Source organism: Pseudonocardia sp. Ae331_Ps2, assembly GCF_001932405.1.
Taxonomy (GTDB): domain Bacteria; phylum Actinomycetota; class Actinomycetes; order Mycobacteriales; family Pseudonocardiaceae; genus Pseudonocardia.
On record NZ_MCIM01000001.1, the window covers coordinates 628,635 to 644,029 of the forward strand.

Genomic DNA, 15,395 nt, shown 5'->3' on the forward strand with positions numbered 1-15,395 from the left:
ACGTCCTCGCCGCGGCCGCACCCGGCCTGCACGGAGCCCTGCTCGCCGCCCGCACAGCCGGGCACACCCACGTGAATCTCGACGGCACCCTGATCGCCACCGACCGGTGCCGCGCGCTCGGCCTCACCCCCGGGGTCGACCTGTGGTGGTCGGGCAAGCACCGCCGCCACGGCGGGAACATCCAGGTCCTCACCGCACCTGATGGATGGCCGCTATGGACCAGCGACGTGCGGCCGGGCCGCGAGCACGACACCCGCTGCGCCCGTACCCACCCCGGGCTGCTCGAGGGCCTGGCCGCGTTCACCGACGACACCCACGCCGCGCTGGGCGACCTCGGCTACGAAGGCGAAGCCGACCGGCTCACCGTGCCCATCAAACTCGTCCCCGGCCGCGGGCAGACGGTCAACCAGCGCACCGTCAACACCCTGCACTCAGCCCTTCGTGCTCTGGCCGAACGCGGAAACGCCCTGCTCAAGACCACCTTCGCCGCGTTGCGGCGAGTCACGCTATGTCCCTGGCGCACCGGCGCGATCACCGCAGCTGCGCTCGTACTACTCCACACCGAGTACGACCGCACGACATGATCAACCCGCTACTGAGAACACCTCACTGCCAGAGCTGCTCGCCGTCGCACAGGGGGTCGAACCGCCGGTACGCCGCGATGTCGCGGAAGTGGCGGCTGTACACGTCAACGACTGTCGTTGTGAGGTCGTCGGTCAGAGCCGGGGTGACATCAACGACGTGTAACAGGCGGTCCCTGACCGTCTCCCCCGCGTGGTTCGTGTAGGAGGTCTCGGCTTCGTGCCCGTGTCGTCCGGCAAGATCCTGTGCGTCCTCCAGCGACAGTGCTCGGAGCAGGACGACGTCCTCGCGGTAGAGCGGTCGGTAGCTCGGTACCGACGATGTCGACTCGAACAGCAGAATGGCGACGAACAGCGCTTCGGAGGCCATGTCCGCATAGTCGCTCCGGAGGCTGTCGACCTGCCTCGGGGCGATCCCCGAGGCGCACCCGAGGGTCGTCAGCCACAGCGCGACCGAGACGATGAACGTCCACGGTCACGTGACGCTCGACAGCCAGCGTGATGCCCTCGACCTGCTGAACACCCAGCTCGGGGCCGGTGTCGAGAACGCCGACGAGCACTGAGGTTCCTGTCAGATGCCGCGCTCAACCGCCTCCGGAACGCCGCGCACGGCGACGTTTCCGCTGGTCGGGGTGGCGGGATTTGAACCCACGGCCCCTCGCTCCCAAAGCGAGTGCGCTACCAAGCTGCGCCACACCCCGTCGCCCGCAGTCTAGCCCTGCGCTTGTCCCGCCCGTCCGCCGCCGTCGACGCCGGGTGTGTCCTGCGCGACAGCGACCGGCCGTTGATCCCGCCGCTCCCGCCTTCTTAAGGTAAGCCTTCCCTTACTGAAGGAGGACCGCCACGTGGCACCGTCCGGACTGCACGACCCCACCGCGGAGCACGCGAGCTGCGGCGTCGGGCTGATCGTCCGCAAGGACGGGGTGCAGACCCACGACGTGCTCGCCCTCGCTCATCGTGCCCTCTGCGCCGTGCCGCACCGCGGCGGGATGTCCGCCGAGGGCGTCGGCGACGGCGGCGGGGTCTCGGTGGACCTCTCGGTGTCGTTCTTCTCCCGGCTCGCCGGCCGCGAGCTGACTCCGGGACGGTTCGCCGTCGCGAACGTCTTCCTCCCCGCCGACCCGGAACGCGCCGCGGCGGCCGCGGCGCTGGTCACGCTCACCCTCACCGCGCACGGCTGCACCGTCCTGGCCGTCCGCGACGTGCCGGTCGATCCGTCGGTGCTGCGCCCCGCGGCCGCCGCACAGCAGCTCCCGGTGCGGCAGTGGATCGTCGAGGTCCCCGACGTCGCCGACCCGGAGCGCCTGGCGCACGGCATCCTGCTCGACGTCGAGTCGGTCGCCTACACCGACGAGACCGTCGCCGGCCTCTACCCGCTCAGCCTCTCGACCCGCACCCAGGTCCTCAAGGGACGGCTGAACTCGTGGGAGGTCGTGCCGTACTTCGCCGATCTCACCGACCCCGAGCACCGGGTGCGCAGCCTCTACTTCCACACCCGCTTCTCCACCAACACCGACCCGCACCCGTCGATGGCGCAGCCCTTCCGGCTGCTCGCGCACAACGGCGAGCTCAACACCGACCGCAAGAACCGGATCGCCGACGAGGCGCTCGCCCGCGCCCGGGGCCGCCGGATCGTGCGGCCGCCCGGGCAGTCCGACAGCGCGCGGTTCGACCAGACCCTGCACGCACGTGTGGCGGGCGACGGGCTCGACCTCGTCGCGGCCGTCGTCGCCGCGATGCCCCCGGCCTGGGAGAACGACCGCACGCTGCCCGCGCCGGTGCGTGCGATGCTGGAGTACCGGTCGCTGGTCGAGGAGATCAACGACGGCCCGGCCGCGCTGGTCTTCTCCGACGGGGAGGTCATCGGCGCCCGTCTCGATCGGCTCGGCCTGCGTCCCCTGCGGACCTGCGAGACCGCCGACTACCTGACCGTCTCCTCGGAGGCGGGCCAATTCCCGTTCCCCGACGACGAGGTGCTGCGCCGCGGCCGTATCGAGGCCGGCGGGATGCTGTGGTGGAGCACCCGTGAGCATCGCACCTACGACACCGCGCAGACCCTGGAGCTGCTCGCCGCCCGTGCCGACCACGAGGCCCTCCTGGCCGGGGCGCGGACACCGGCGGCCGAGCTCCCGGCCGCCCCCGGGGCCCCCGAGCAGGCCTGGGGTGACGACCTCACCGTCCACCAGCGCTACGTCGCCTACGGCCTCGACGCCGAGGCGTTCCGCGTCCTGCTCGACCCGATGCTCGACACCGGCACCGAACGCGTCTCCGCCATGGGCTACGGCAACGCCATCAACGCCCTCAGCGACCGCGAGGGCGGCGTCGCGCACTTCTTCTCCCAGCGCTTCGCCCAGGTCACCAACCCGCCGCTGGACCCGATCCGCGAGGCCGACGGCATGACCCTGCGCGTCGCTCTCGGTGCCCGTCCGGTGCACGACGGCCCGTTCCACCGCATCGTCCTCGACTCGCCCGTGCTCGACGCCGACGGGCTCGCCCGCATCGAGGCCCAGCAGGTCGTCCCGGTCGGCCGGTTCGCGCTGCTGCACGAGCCGGGGACGCTGGAGGCCACGGTCGAGGGACTGTGCGCGGAGGTCGTCGCCTTCGCCCGCGACCGCGGTGGCATCGCCGTCCTCGACGACCGCGCCGTCGCCCGCGACCGGGCCGCGGTCCCCGCGGCACTCGCCGTCGCCGCGGTGAACCGTGCTCTGGTCGCGGCCGGTCTGCGCCCCGCGGTCTCGCTGGTCGTCGCGACCGGGCAGGTCTGCTCGGCGCACCACCTCGCCGTCGTCCTGGGGTTCGGGGCCTCGGCCGTGCACCCGCACACCGCGCACCTGCGCGCGGTCCAGCAGCACCCCGACGACCCCGGCGCGGCGTTCGCGCGCTTCCGCGCCGCGGCGGAGAAGTCCCTGCTCAAGACCATGGCCCGGGTCGGGCTGTGCACGATGGAGAGCTACGTCGGCGGCGAGTTCTTCGAGTCCGCCTACCTCGACACCCGCGACCCGGTGCTCGCCCGCTGGCTCCCCGAGGTCGACGCCCCGGTCGGCGGTGCCGGCTTCGCCGACGTCGAGCGCTCGGTCCGCGACTGGCACGCCCGCGCGCTGACCGTCACCGGCCCCGAGGACCTCCCGCAGCTCGGCCTGTTCAAGGAACGCTCCGACGGCGCCGGGCACTCCTACGGCGCCGCCGCCGTCACCGCCTTCACCGGTCTGGTCGACGAACGGACCGGCCTCACCGCGGGCACGGTCGACCGCGAGCTCCGGCTGCTGCCGCTCGCCGCGCTCACCGACTCCCTCGGCCTGCACGACGACGCCTACGTCCACACCGGACTGGGTGCACTCACCGACGCCGAGATCGACGCGTCCGCGCCCACGCCCGGCTACCGCGAGCTCGTCCGGTCCCTCGCCGCCGAGCGCGAACGGCGCCCGTCCGCGTTGCGCGACGTCCTGGTCCTGCCGCCGGACCTGCGCGACGGCGATCCCGCCGCCGCGCTCGACCGCATCGACCCGCACGGCAACGCCTGCATCGCCGTGCGCGGGCTCCGCCGCGACGGCGACCTGCTGCACGTCGACGGCGACGCCGGCCCGCTGGCGTCCTGGCTGACCGAGCGGCTCGGGGTGTCCGTCGAACGCCTCGACCACCGCACCCTGCGGGTGGCCGCGACGGGGACGGCCGCGGACCGGCTGGACCTGCTCGTCACCGCCCCCGACCCGGTCCCGCTGTCGCAGGTACAGCCCGCCTCGGAGATCACTCGCACCCTCGCCTCGGGCGCGATGAGCCACGGCGCCCTCGTCGCCGGGGCGCACGAGGCCGTCGCCCACGGCACCAACATGGTCGGCGGGCTGTCCAACTGCGGCGAGGGCGGCGAGTCCCGCAGCCGGTTCGGCACCATCCGCGGCTCCCGGGTCAAGCAGTTCGCCTCCGGACGGTTCGGGGTGTGGGCGGGCTACCTCGCCGACCCGATGCTCGACCAGGTCGAGATCAAGATCGCGCAGGGGGCCAAGCCCGGCGAGGGCGGCCAGCTGCCCGGTGCCAAGGTGACCGTCGACATCGCCGCCGCCCGCGGCGCGACGCCCGGTGTCGAGCTGGTGTCCCCGCCGCCGCACCACGACACCTACTCCATCGAGGACCTCGCCCAGCTCATCCACGACGCCACCGCGGCGCGGGTGAGGGTCGTGGTCAAGCTGGTGTCCTCGGAGGGCATCGGGACGATCGCCGTCGGCGTCGCGAAGGCCGGTGCGCACGTCATCAACGTCGCCGGCAACACCGGTGGCACCGGCGCCGCCAACGTCACCAGCCTGAAGTTCGCCGGGCGCTCCGCGGAGCTGGGCGTCGCCGAGGTGCACCAGGCGCTGTCCGCGCACGGTCTGCGCGACGCCGTCGAGCTGCGCTGCTCCGGGGCGCACCAGACCGGCGGCGACGTCGTCGTCTCCGCGCTGCTCGGCGCCGACTCCTTCGAGTTCGGGACGACCGCGCTGATGATGCTGCGCTGCGTCATGGCGAAGAACTGCAACGTGAAGTGCCCGGCCGGGATCACCACCGACGCCGACGCCTTCGACGGCGACCCCCGCGCGCTGGCCCAGTACCTGCTCGGCGTCGCCCACGAGGTCCGCGAGATCCTCGCCGGTCTCGGGCTGCGCAGCCTGCGCGAGGCCCGCGGCCGGGCCGACCTGCTGCACCTCGCCCGGCACCCGTCGCTGGTCGGGCGGCTGGACCTGCGCCGCCTGCTGCACCGCGTCATGACCCCGCAGGTCGCCGACCCGGTGCGGGTCGGCGCCCACCACGACCACGACGAGCGGTGGTCGGCCACCGTCCGGGCGGCCCTGGCCCGTGGGGAGTCCGGCGTGGACATCGACGGCGGCGTGCTGGGCAACCGGCACCGGTCCGTGGGCGGGCGCCTCGCCGTCGACGTGGAGCGGATGCTGAACCACGAGCACGTCCCCGGACCGGCACTCGTCGACGACCGCGGCCGCCGGTTCCTGCCGCAGCGGTGGCTGCGGGTCCGCACCCACGGCGCCGCGGGACAGTCGTTCGGGCTGTTCTGCAACGACGGGATGTGGCTCGTCCACACCGGCACCGCCAACGACGGCGTCGGCAAGTCCGCCTGCGGCGGCACCATCGCGGTCCGGTCGCCCGGCACCGTGCACGACGACCGGCCCGGCACCAACGTGCTCGTCGGCAACTTCGCGCTGTTCGGGGCCACCGGCGGCCGGCTGTTCGTGCAGGGCGAGGCGGGGGACCGGTTCGCGGTGCGGAACTCCGGGGCGAGCGCCGTCGTCGAGGGGCTCGGCGACTTCGGCTGCGAGTACATGACCGGCGGGGCCGTGCTGAACCTCGGCGCCGCGGGGTCGGGTCTGGGCAACGGCATGTCCGGCGGGTTCCTCTACCAGTACGACCCGACCGGGACCGTCGGGTTCTCGACCGACTCGGTCGACGTCGCACCGGTCTCGGGGTTCCACACGACCGCCGTCCGGCTGCTGCTGGAGTGGCACGTCGAGGCGACCGGTTCGCCGCTGGCCACCCGGCTGCTCGAGGACTGGGAGCGCGAGCGCGCGCACCTGCTCGTCGCGACCCCGCGGTCGCTGCGGCTCTACCAGGACGCCGGGGAGATCCTCGCCGCCCGCACCCGGCGCGAGCTCGTCGACGAGCTCGCCGCCGCCCTCGCCGCGCACCAGCTGCGCCGGCACAAGCTCGCCCAGCGCGACGGCGTCCCCGTCGCGTCCGGGGTGGTACCCGACGGCGACGCCGGAGAGGAGATGTTCGTCCTGCTCAACGGACTGACCGTGCAGACCGTCGCCGAGGAGGTCGCCGCGCGCCGCGGCGTTCCCGTCCGCACGCTGCTGCTCACCGAGGACCATGCCGTCCGGACGCGGCTGGTGCGCTACGCCCGCGACGCGCTGGCCGGCTACACCGACGACGAGCTCGCCGTACTGGTCTCGGACAAGCGCGTCGGCGACCTCAAGCGCTCCCTCGCCCGGCGCGACGTGTACGGCACCGACAGCCCCGGCACCTACGGCTGGATCCTCGCCCAGGACGCCGCGAACACCGCGCGCCTCGGCCGGATCCCGAGCGTCGAGGAGCTGTTCGCGGCCCGCGCCGCACCGGACCTGGTGGGTGCCCCGTGATCGCGCCGCCGCCCCCGGCCGAGCTGGGCGACCTGGCGATCTCGCCGGACGCCCCGTTCACCGCCGAGCAGCGCATCTGGCTGTCCGGCTACCTCGCGGGCGCCCGCAGCGCCGCCGCACCCGTCCGGAAGGAGTCCGGGATGACCCCGGTGCACGTGCTGTACGGCACCGAGACCGGCAACGCCGAGTACGTCGCCGACCTTCTCACCGAACGCCTCACCGAGGCCGGGGTGCCGTGGGAGCTGCACGAGCTCGACGCGGTCGACGCCGACGCGCTCGCCGCGATGAGCAGGGTGGTCGTCGTCTGCTCCACCTACGGCGACGGCGAGATGCCCGACAACGCCGACCTCTTCCGGAAGATGATCACCGCCGACGACGCGCCACGCCTGGACGCGATGTCGTTCGCGGTGTGCGCGCTGGGCGACGAGTCCTACGAGGACTTCTGCGCGGCCGGGCGGCTGCTCGACACCCGCCTCGCCGAGCTGGGGGCCACCCGCCTCCTGGAACGCCGCGACTGCGACGTGATGTGGGAGGACGCCTCCGCGCAGTGGTTCCCCGAGATCGTCGCCGTGCTGAGCGCCGCGCCCGCCGCGGAGGAGCCCGCACCCGCGCCCGCACCCGTGCCGGAGCCGGCGCGCCGCCGCGAACGCCCCGCCCCGGTGCCCGCCGTGCTCGCCCACCGGGTGCGGCTGTCCGGGCCCGCCTCGGACAAGGAGATCCACCACCACGAGTTCGACCTCACCGGCACCGGCCTGACCTACGCCGCGGGAGACTCGCTCAACGTCGTGCCCGCCAACGATCCCGCGCTCGTCGAGGCGCTCCTCGACCACCTCGGTCACGACGGCGACACCCCGGTCGGTGACCGTCCGCTGCGTGAGCTCCTGACCTGCGCGCACGAGATCGTCACGCCGTCGCGGGACCTGCTCGAGGTGCTCGCCGAGCGGGCCGCCGACGCCGGGCTGCGCGCCGCCCTGCGTGAGGACCGCGCGGGCGCCTTGTGGGACCGCGACCTGCTCGGACTGCTGCACGCCGCACGGGTGCGGCTCGACCCGGAGGAGTTCGTCGGGCTGCTGCGCCCGCTGCAGCACCGGGCGTACTCGATCTCGTCGAGCCCGCTGCTCTTCCCGGACCGGGTGCACCTGACCGTCGCCTCGGTCCGCTACCGGTGCGACGACCGCGCGGTCGGCGGGGTCTGCTCCACCCACCTCGCGGACCGGCTCGCCGTCGGGGACACCGCCGTCGTCTCGCTGCAGCCCAACACCGGGTTCCGGCCACCCGCCGACGACGTCGACATGATCATGATCGGGCCGGGCACGGGTGTCGCCCCGTTCCGCGCGTTCCTGCAGGAACGGGCCGCCCGCGGGGCGCGGGGCCGGAACTGGCTGCTGTTCGGCGACCGCCGCTCCGACCACGACTTCCTCTACCGGTCCGAGCTGCTCGGCTGGGCCTCCGACGGCCTGCTCGCCCACCTCGACCTCGCCTTCTCCCGCGACCAGCCGGAGAAGGTGTACGTCCAGGACCGGATGCGCGAACACGGCGCCCGGCTGTACGCGTGGCTGAAAGAGGGCGCCCACCTCTACGTGTGCGGCGATGCGAGCCGGATGGCCCGCGACGTCGACGCCGCGCTGCACGAGATCCTCGCCGCCCACACGGGGGGCGAGGACGGTGCGGCCGAGTTCGTCGCCGACCTCAAGCGCGGGAAGCGGTACCTGCGTGACGTCTACTGAACCGGAGCGTGCCTCGTGACCCTGCCCCACACCGACCTCGACGTCCTGCTCTCCCACCTCGTCGGCGAGCGGCTCGACCTCGACGCCGGCACGCTGGCGCGGCACCTCCCGCTGCTCGACGAGGTCGTCGCGACCACCGCGAACGGCATCGCCCTGATCAGCGAGCTCGGTACCTACGCCGAGCCGACCTTCACCGGCGAGGCGTTCGGGGTCCGGGCCGACGCGGTGACCCTGCGCCTGTCCCGGCCCGCGGTCGCCGCGGTCGTCGCGACCCGGGCCGACGACGAGCGTCGTGAGCCCGCCGCGCTGTGGCTGTTCGACGGCGACGGCGGGGCCGTGCACCGCACGCACCTGCTGTCGCCCGACGCCCCGCTGGTCACCGAGGTGATGCGGCTGGCCCCGCGTGTCGACGACCCGCCCGTCGTGCCGACGGCGGTTCCCGACGAGCTCGATCACCTCGGGCTGCTCGACGCGCTCACCGACGGCGGCGGCCGGGTCCCCGCCGGGCTCGTCCCGGCCGCCCCGCCGTGCGACGTCGCCCGGGCGGTCGACCTGTTGTGCCTGCTCTGCGAGCACGGGGTCCCGGCCGGGCTGGCCGTGCCGAACGGCGGCTGTCTGCAGGTCGGCACGGGTTCGGTCGACCACGTCGAGACCGCCGACGTCGTCGGCGTGGTGTCGGGTGCGGTGCAGTTCGCGTTCGCCCCCGGCGAGATCGAGGCGGTGCGCCCGGTCCGCACGCACGGCCCGTACGGTCCGATGACGACGGTGCTCCTGACCGGGCCGGACGGCCGCTGCCCCGCCCTGATCGGCCAGTTCGGACTGCCGTCCACCGACGTTGTGACGGCCTGGGAGCGCATGGTCCGGGACGTGCTGCTGCACCCGATCAGGTGAGCGGTGAACGCGGCCGACGCGGTGGTCGTAGAGACGGGCAATCAAGGATGAACCCGTCAGAAAGGACACCGGGATGCGCCGCACCCTGCCCCGCCTCGCCGCCGTCACCGCCGCCACCGCACTCGGCTTCGCCGCGACCGCGGGGATCGCGTTCGCCCAGGAGACCGAGGTCGGGGAGCCGTCGACCTTCACGAGCATGTACACCGTGAGCGCCACCCCGGACACCATCGTCAACAACGACGGGCAGGCCGTCCCCGGTCAGCCCGGCGCGACCGGCGAGTTCAACTTCCGGATCAACTCCGACGACGAGATCATCTGCTACGACATCACCCTGCGCGGCGTCACCGGGGAGTACCAGAGCCCGGCCAAGACCGCGACGCACATCCACGAGGCGGCGCTCGGCAAGCCCGGCCCGCCGCGCCTGGCGTTCCCGAACCCCGAGGGCGACGGCGACGTCCGCACCTCGTCGGGCTGCCTGCAGGGCCCGTTCACCACCGGGCTCGAGGGCCCGAACGGCCAGGACACCGCCACCGGCTTCTCGCTGAAGCAGATCGAGGCGAACCCGGCCGGCTTCACCGGTGACACCCACACCGCCGACTTCGCGGCCGGCACGGTGCGCGGCCAGCTCGCCGCCGTCCCGATGGGCGGCGTCGAGACCGGCGCCGGTGGGTCCTCCTCCGACTCGACCGCGCTCTACGCGGTCGGTGCTGCCGGCCTGGCCGCCGCGGCCGGTGCGGGCGTGCTGATGGCCCGCCGGGGCCGTGCGCAGGGCTGACCGCGCGCGTGACCGGCGCCCGGGAGCCCTGCTGCTCCCGGGCGTCGTCGCGCTGGTGTTCCTGCTCGTGGGGTGCGCGGCACCGCCCGCCCCCACTCCCGCGCCTGCGGTGCCGTCCGCCGGCGCGCCGCCCGGCGCGGTCCCGGCGGCCGCCGGTGTGCCCGTCTCGCTGCACATCCCGGCGATCGGGGTGGACGAGTCGCAGCTGCTCCGGCTCGGCATCGCCGACGACGGCACCGCCGAGGTGCCGCAGGACTACGACCGCGTCGGCTGGTTCGACCGCGGCACCGCGCCCGCCCCGACCGTCCTGCTCGGGCACGTCGACTCACGTGAAGGGCCCGCGGTGTTCATCGACCTGGCCGACCTCGCCCCGGGCGACGTGATCGAGGTCGGTCGCGACGACGGCTCCGTCGACAGCTACGCCGTCGAGCGGACCGAGCAGATGCCCAAGGACGCGTTCCCGACCTTCGCCGTGTTCGGCGGTACGTCACCGGACCAGCTGCGCCTGGTCACCTGTGCGGGCGACTTCGACCGGGAGGCACTCAGCTACCTCGACAACGTGGTCGTGCACGCCCGCGCGCTGTGACCGTTGCCCGACGCGCCGAGACGTCCGGTTCCACTCCGGACACCCGGTCCGGGACCACACTGATCGGGTGACGGTGCCGCGACAGCGCGACCCGCGCCCGACGGGCGCCGCAGCCGGACGCCCCCGGGCGTCGCGGCTCGCCCGGCTGCGCCGCGTCCCGCCGCTGCACCTGCTGCTCGGGGCGACGGGCGTGCTGCTCGCGGTCGGCGTCGTGATGGTGCTGTCGGCCTCGGCGGGCGGGCGGACCGTCGCGGACGGGATGGTGCTGACCGTCTTCGTCCGCCACCTGATCTTCCTGCTGCTCGGGGCCGGCGCGTTCGCGCTCGGGATGTGGGTGTCACCGGCCGGGCTGCGACGGTGGACGCCGTGGCTGCTGTTCGCCTGTCTCGCCGCGCTGGTGCTCGTGCTGGTCCCGGGCATCGGCGAGGTCCGCGGCGGTGCGCGCCGGTGGATCTCGGTCGCCGGGTTCACCGTGCAGCCGGGCGAGGCGGCCAAGGTCGTGCTCCTGCTGTGGGGCGCGCACGTGCTGGCCCTGCGCGGCCGTGCAGGGCGCCGGGGCCGCTACGCCGTCCTCCCACTGGTCCCGATCGCGTTGCTGGCGGCGGCGCTGCTCATGCTGCAACCCGCGCTCAGCACGACGGTGGCGCTCGGTGTCATCGTGCTGTCGCTGCTGTTCTTCGCCGGAGCGCCGCTGCTGCTGCTCGGCGGCATGTCCGTCGGGGCGCTGCTCGGCGTCGCCGTCCTGGGGCTCACCGCCGACTACCGCCGCGACCGGATCAGCACGTTCCTCGGCGCGGGCGACGAGCTCGGCGCCGGCTACCAGTCCCGCCAGGCGCTGCTGTCCCTCGCCGACGGCGGCCTGTTCGGCACCGGCCTCGGGCAGGGCCGCGCGAAGTGGGACTACCTGCCCAACGCCGCGAACGACTTCATCTTCGCCGTCATCGGCGAGGAGCTCGGGCTGGTCGGCGGGCTCGCCGTGCTGGCGCTGTACCTGCTGCTCGCCTGGGTCGGGCTGCGCGTCGCCGTTCGCACCCGGGATCCGTTCCTGCGGCTGGTGACGGCGGCGACCGTGACCTGGGTCGTCGTGCAGGCCGTGATGAACGTCGGCTACGTCGTCGGTCTGCTCCCGGTGACCGGCCAGCAGCTGCCGCTGGTGTCCGCGGGCGGGACGGCGCTGGTCAGCACCCTGTTCCTGCTCGGGCTGGTCGCCAACGCCGCCCGCCGGGTCAGGTAGCCAGGCTGCCGCGCAGCACCGTGGCCCCGGCGCCGTCGACGACCCGGAACTGCTCCGCGTCGGCCCGCAGCACCGAGGAGTTGAGGTTGCAGACCATCGGCGACGCGCCGGTCCCGATGAACTCGCCCGCGCTCACCTCGCGCCCGTCCTCGGCCTCGACGACGACGCGGTAGGTCGCACCGGAGCGGAACCCGTCGCCGTCGAGCACGATCTCGACGCCCCAGGTGTGCGGGATCGCGACCGCCGTGGCCCGCACCGCGGGGTCCATCGCCTGGACCGCGACCGGCTCGCGCGGAATGCCGTCGTGGTCGCCGACCAGGTAGCCGCCGACGCCGCCGACGAGCAGCGCGGCCGCGGCCGCCGCGGCGACCGGTGCCCACCGGCTCCGTGACCGGCCCGCGGTGGACGCCGGGCGCTCGGCCCGCGCCGCCGCGACGATCCGGTCACCCAGGTCCGGCGGGGGAGCGGGGGTGTGGTCGAGCCGGTCCGGATCGACCCGGCCCAGCGCGGGCAGCACACTCGCGACCTCGGCCAGCTCCTTGCGGCACGCCGGGCAGCCCTGCAGGTGGGCCTCGAGGGTCGCCAGCTCGTCGCCCTCCAGCCGGCCCATCGCGTGGTCGCCCAGCGACTCCCGCATCGCCCGGTGCTCGTCCGGAGTCACGGTTCCACCCCCATCTCGTCCATCGCCAGTCGCAACGCCTTCAGCCCGTAGAAGACCCGGCTCCGGATCGTCCCCAGGGGAACCCCCGCCTCCGCCGCGATCTCGGCGTGCGGGCGGCCCCGCAGGTACGCCTCGACGATCGCCTGCCGGTGCTCCGGACGGAGCCGCCGCAACGCCTCCTCGACCAGCCAGCCGTCGACGAGCGCGTCGTCGGCAGGGCCGACGGAGTCGTTCCCGGGGTCGGGCTCGTCGGTGAGCCTGCGTCGCCAGGGCCGCGCCGCGACCCTACGGATCTCGTCGATCACCACGTTGCGGGCGATGGCGAACAACCACACCCGCAGGCTGGCGATCGACGGGTCGTAGGAGTCGGCGCGACGCCAGGCGCGCAGGAAGACCTCCTGCACGGACTCCTGGGCCGCGCCCTCGTCGCCGAGCTGACGCAGGGCGTAGCGGTAGAGCTCGGCTCCGTGCGCCGTGTACGCGGCCCGGAGCCCCTGCTCGGTGTCGAGCCCGGGTTCTGCGGCGCGCGCGTCGACGGAGCGCAGCCTGCGGTGGGGCGCCTTCATCGGTGTCTGCGAACCTCCTGAACGTCCCTGTGGCCGGTGTGTACGTACCCGGGGGCGGGGATGTTCACGGGGCCGGTGTGGGATACGCTGTGGAGGTCCTGATCGGTGAGATCGGGGCATGCGGGCGTAGCTCAATGGTAGAGCCCCAGTCTTCCAAACTGGCTACGCGGGTTCGATTCCCGTCGCCCGCTCACGCCGCACGACAGGCCGAAACACCAGCCCTAGTCGATCTTGAAGAGAAGTCGGGCAGGGACGTGCGACCGGTGTGCAAGGAGAGAAGGGGCGCCGATGTCTCGACCGAAGGTCGGGTCTGCGGCGTTGCTGCTGGCGCTCGGGGTGGTGGGGTCTCTCGTTGCTGGCTGTCAGAAACCCATCGAGGATGTCGAATGGTGCGCGATCACCCAGGCTGACCTGACTGCACACGGCGTCGGCTGGCCCGTGGCGAATCAAGTCTTGACCCCGATCCAGCTTCACTCCATCCCCTCGATGATGGAAGGAGGAGCGCTAAATTTGAAGAATGGGGATCTGAAAGTTGCAGTTGAGGCGTGGGTGGCTAGCTACAAGGTGGTGCTGCCGTATCTTGCTGTAGATGATCCGAAAGGCTTCGACGTTCAAGTCGACGAGGGGGTCAAGCGGCAGCTCCATTACGCCAACACGGCGATTGCCAATATTTGCCAGTGGTGATGCGTCGCGACGCCTATTTGCGCCTGTTTAGTATTCATCCACTCTATGGGGGAGGTAATCAGTGAGGCGTTTTATCGGACTGGCCCTGGCTGTCGTATTCGCAGCGGTGGGGCTGGCTCATCCGGCACTCGCCAGTGAGCCGGGCCCTGACGAGAACTACCTGGACGAACTTCAGCGTATCGCGGGGCGGAGTGCTCCGTATCAACCATATCACGACACTGACCCTCGATCGGCTCAACCGATGGCGACCCTAGATCCGTTCCAATGCACATTGTATCCATCGGTCGTTCATCCTCGAACCTCTGCAGGCAAGAAGTCCGTCGGAGCTAAGCCATACACAAGTTGCAAAGCCGGCAGGCCGACAATTATTTCACAGACGAGCACTCTCTACATTGTGGAGTGGGCCGGCCTGCGCTACAAGCAGGTGGACAGGAAGACGGGAACGTCCCGCGGGGTAGCATCGCTCACGCAGAAGAATATTGAGTTCTACTGCAAGAACAATAATACTTCGAGGTTCCAGCAGGAGACAAAGGGGTACTCCGTTCAGCTCGGTCGCACCTACCAGTCAGCTGTAATTACTCCCCGAGTAGACTTGCCCTGTGGCTACTAGTGCTGCGATGAAACTGACGGTCTGGATTGTTCTCGAGGAGGGCGTCGACTCCTGTCGAATCCTCGGAGTTTTTCGCGACAGCGCGGCTGCCGATGAATTTATGATGCGAAAAGGCCGAGACTTTCCTGGGTCAACATTCTCCTACGGTGAATACGAAATTGGGTGGACTGAAGATCAAGGGGGTGAGTTCTGCCGGTCGTAGCACTTGATCTTGGCGAGTTGGGCGGGACAGGATGTTCCGTGCGTGAAATGTTGATGTTGTCGGATCGGGAGGAGATCTCGAGGGGTCTGGCGGAAGGCTTGTCCTACAAGCAGATCGCCTCGGTGGTGGGTCGTGATCCGTCGGTGATCTCTCGTGAGGTCCGTCGCCACGGCGGACGCCACGAGTACCGGGCCGCGGCAGCGCAGGAACGGGCCCAGGCGGCGCGGGCGCGCCCGAAGCAGCTCGCGGTGGACCGCTATCCGCGGTTGCGCGGGATCGTGCACGCTCTGCTGCGTCGTGGCTGGTCACCGGCCTCGATCGCGGGCCGGTTGCCGACCGAGTATCCCGACGATCAGGCTTGCCGGGTGTCTCACGAGGCGATCTACCAGTGGATCTATGCCACCCCGGTGTCCACCCTGGCCCGCGAGCTGCTCGCACTGCGCTCCGGGCGCACCACTCGACGTGGCGGACGGAAGCCACCACCGGCTCCGCGGATCAAGGACCCCGTCTACATCGACGAGCGCCCCGTCAACGCCGAGGGGCGTGTGGTGCCCGGGCACTGGGAGGGTGACCTGATCATCGGCAAGGACGGCAAGACCGCCGTCGGGACCCTGGTCGAGCGCACCTCCCGGTTCCTCGTGCTCGTTCCGCTGCACGGGCGCGACTCGCTGACCGTCGGCCGTGGGGTCATCGCCGCCACCAGTGGCCTGCCCGCCCACATGCGGGCCTCGCTGACCTGGGACTGCGGGGCGGAGA

At 72.3% G+C, this 15,395-nt stretch carries 11 protein-coding genes, 2 tRNA genes and 1 pseudogene; 10 read left to right on the forward strand and 4 right to left on the reverse strand.

Translation table 11 applies throughout. The features are described 5' to 3' along the window. The coding region (locus Ae331Ps2_RS03110; protein ID WP_217695636.1) for a transposase family protein at window positions 1–584 on the forward strand (584 nt) is incomplete at its 5' end. Window positions 585–606: 22 nt separating this feature from the next. Here Ae331Ps2_RS03110 and Ae331Ps2_RS03115 read toward each other — a convergent pair. After that, the gene (locus Ae331Ps2_RS03115) at window positions 607–951 is read right to left on the reverse strand and encodes a DUF4288 domain-containing protein (protein ID WP_075310832.1); all 345 of its coding nucleotides are present in this window, start codon (window positions 949–951) and stop codon (window positions 607–609) included. Between the two features lie 254 nt (window positions 952–1,205). Further along, window positions 1,206–1,282: transfer RNA gene (locus tag Ae331Ps2_RS03120), tRNA-Pro, on the reverse strand. Window positions 1,283–1,426: 144 nt separating this feature from the next. Between Ae331Ps2_RS03120 and Ae331Ps2_RS03125 the strand changes: the two genes are divergently transcribed. The 6 genes and pseudogenes from Ae331Ps2_RS03125 to Ae331Ps2_RS03150 all read left to right on the forward strand — a co-directional run bounded on the left by Ae331Ps2_RS03125 (window position 1,427) and on the right by Ae331Ps2_RS03150 (window position 11,916). Next, window positions 1,427–6,703, forward strand: coding sequence for a glutamate synthase-related protein (locus Ae331Ps2_RS03125; RefSeq protein WP_075310830.1), 5,277 nt, complete (start codon window positions 1,427–1,429; stop codon window positions 6,701–6,703). Further along, window positions 6,700–8,430 (forward strand): sulfite reductase flavoprotein subunit alpha, encoded by a 1,731-nt coding sequence (locus Ae331Ps2_RS03130; protein ID WP_233147636.1) that lies wholly within the window; start codon window positions 6,700–6,702, stop codon window positions 8,428–8,430. The genes Ae331Ps2_RS03125 and Ae331Ps2_RS03130 overlap by 4 nt, the downstream gene beginning before the upstream one ends. 15 nt (window positions 8,431–8,445) lie before the next feature. Beyond that, on the forward strand, window positions 8,446–9,321 hold the full coding sequence (locus Ae331Ps2_RS03135) for a hypothetical protein (RefSeq protein WP_075310828.1): 876 nt from the start codon (window positions 8,446–8,448) through the stop codon (window positions 9,319–9,321). Between the two features lie 196 nt (window positions 9,322–9,517). After that, window positions 9,518–9,889, forward strand: a pseudogene (locus tag Ae331Ps2_RS34120) (CHRD domain-containing protein); the annotation flags it as partial. Window positions 9,890–10,082: 193 nt separating this feature from the next. After that, window positions 10,083–10,682, forward strand: a complete 600-nt coding sequence (locus Ae331Ps2_RS03145) for a sortase domain-bontaining protein (protein WP_075310824.1) — start codon at window positions 10,083–10,085, stop codon at window positions 10,680–10,682. A gap of 67 nt (window positions 10,683–10,749) precedes the next feature. Further along, the gene (locus Ae331Ps2_RS03150; protein ID WP_075310822.1) at window positions 10,750–11,916 is read left to right on the forward strand and encodes an FtsW/RodA/SpoVE family cell cycle protein; all 1,167 of its coding nucleotides are present in this window, start codon (window positions 10,750–10,752) and stop codon (window positions 11,914–11,916) included. Here Ae331Ps2_RS03150 and Ae331Ps2_RS32415 read toward each other — a convergent pair. Both Ae331Ps2_RS32415 and Ae331Ps2_RS03160 read right to left on the reverse strand, forming a co-directional pair. Continuing rightward, window positions 11,909–12,577 carry a zf-HC2 domain-containing protein gene (locus Ae331Ps2_RS32415; protein WP_083695179.1) on the reverse strand — a complete coding sequence of 223 codons (669 nt, stop codon included), beginning with the start codon at window positions 12,575–12,577 and terminating at the stop codon, window positions 11,909–11,911. The two genes, Ae331Ps2_RS03150 and Ae331Ps2_RS32415, sit on opposite strands and share 8 nt — an antisense overlap. Further along, complete coding sequence (locus Ae331Ps2_RS03160; RefSeq protein WP_075310820.1) at window positions 12,574–13,143, reverse strand: sigma-70 family RNA polymerase sigma factor; 570 nt, start codon at window positions 13,141–13,143, stop codon at window positions 12,574–12,576. Before Ae331Ps2_RS03160 ends, Ae331Ps2_RS32415 begins: the two co-directional genes overlap by 4 nt. A 120-nt stretch (window positions 13,144–13,263) precedes the next feature. Here Ae331Ps2_RS03160 and Ae331Ps2_RS03165 point away from each other — a divergent pair. The 3 genes from Ae331Ps2_RS03165 to Ae331Ps2_RS03175 all read left to right on the forward strand — a co-directional run. Then, a tRNA-Gly gene (locus tag Ae331Ps2_RS03165) sits at window positions 13,264–13,334 on the forward strand. Window positions 13,335–13,431: 97 nt separating this feature from the next. Next, window positions 13,432–13,827 carry a hypothetical protein gene (locus Ae331Ps2_RS03170; protein WP_075310818.1) on the forward strand — a complete coding sequence of 132 codons (396 nt, stop codon included), beginning with the start codon at window positions 13,432–13,434 and terminating at the stop codon, window positions 13,825–13,827. 859 nt (window positions 13,828–14,686) lie between these two features. Further along, window positions 14,687–15,395, forward strand: a 709-nt coding sequence (locus Ae331Ps2_RS03175; RefSeq protein ID WP_217695637.1) for an IS30 family transposase, incomplete at its 3' end; no start/stop codon positions are given.

What these genes read in the sequence shown, in the direction of transcription:
- Ae331Ps2_RS03115 (WP_075310832.1), bottom strand. Translation starts at nt 951, where the DNA reads ATGGCCTCCGAAGCGCTGTTCGTCGCCATTCTGCTGTTCGAGTCGACA.
- Ae331Ps2_RS03170 (WP_075310818.1), top strand. Translation starts at nt 13,432, where the DNA reads ATGTCTCGACCGAAGGTCGGGTCTGCGGCGTTGCTGCTGGCGCTCGGG.
- Ae331Ps2_RS03160 (WP_075310820.1), bottom strand. Translation starts at nt 13,143, where the DNA reads ATGAAGGCGCCCCACCGCAGGCTGCGCTCCGTCGACGCGCGCGCCGCA.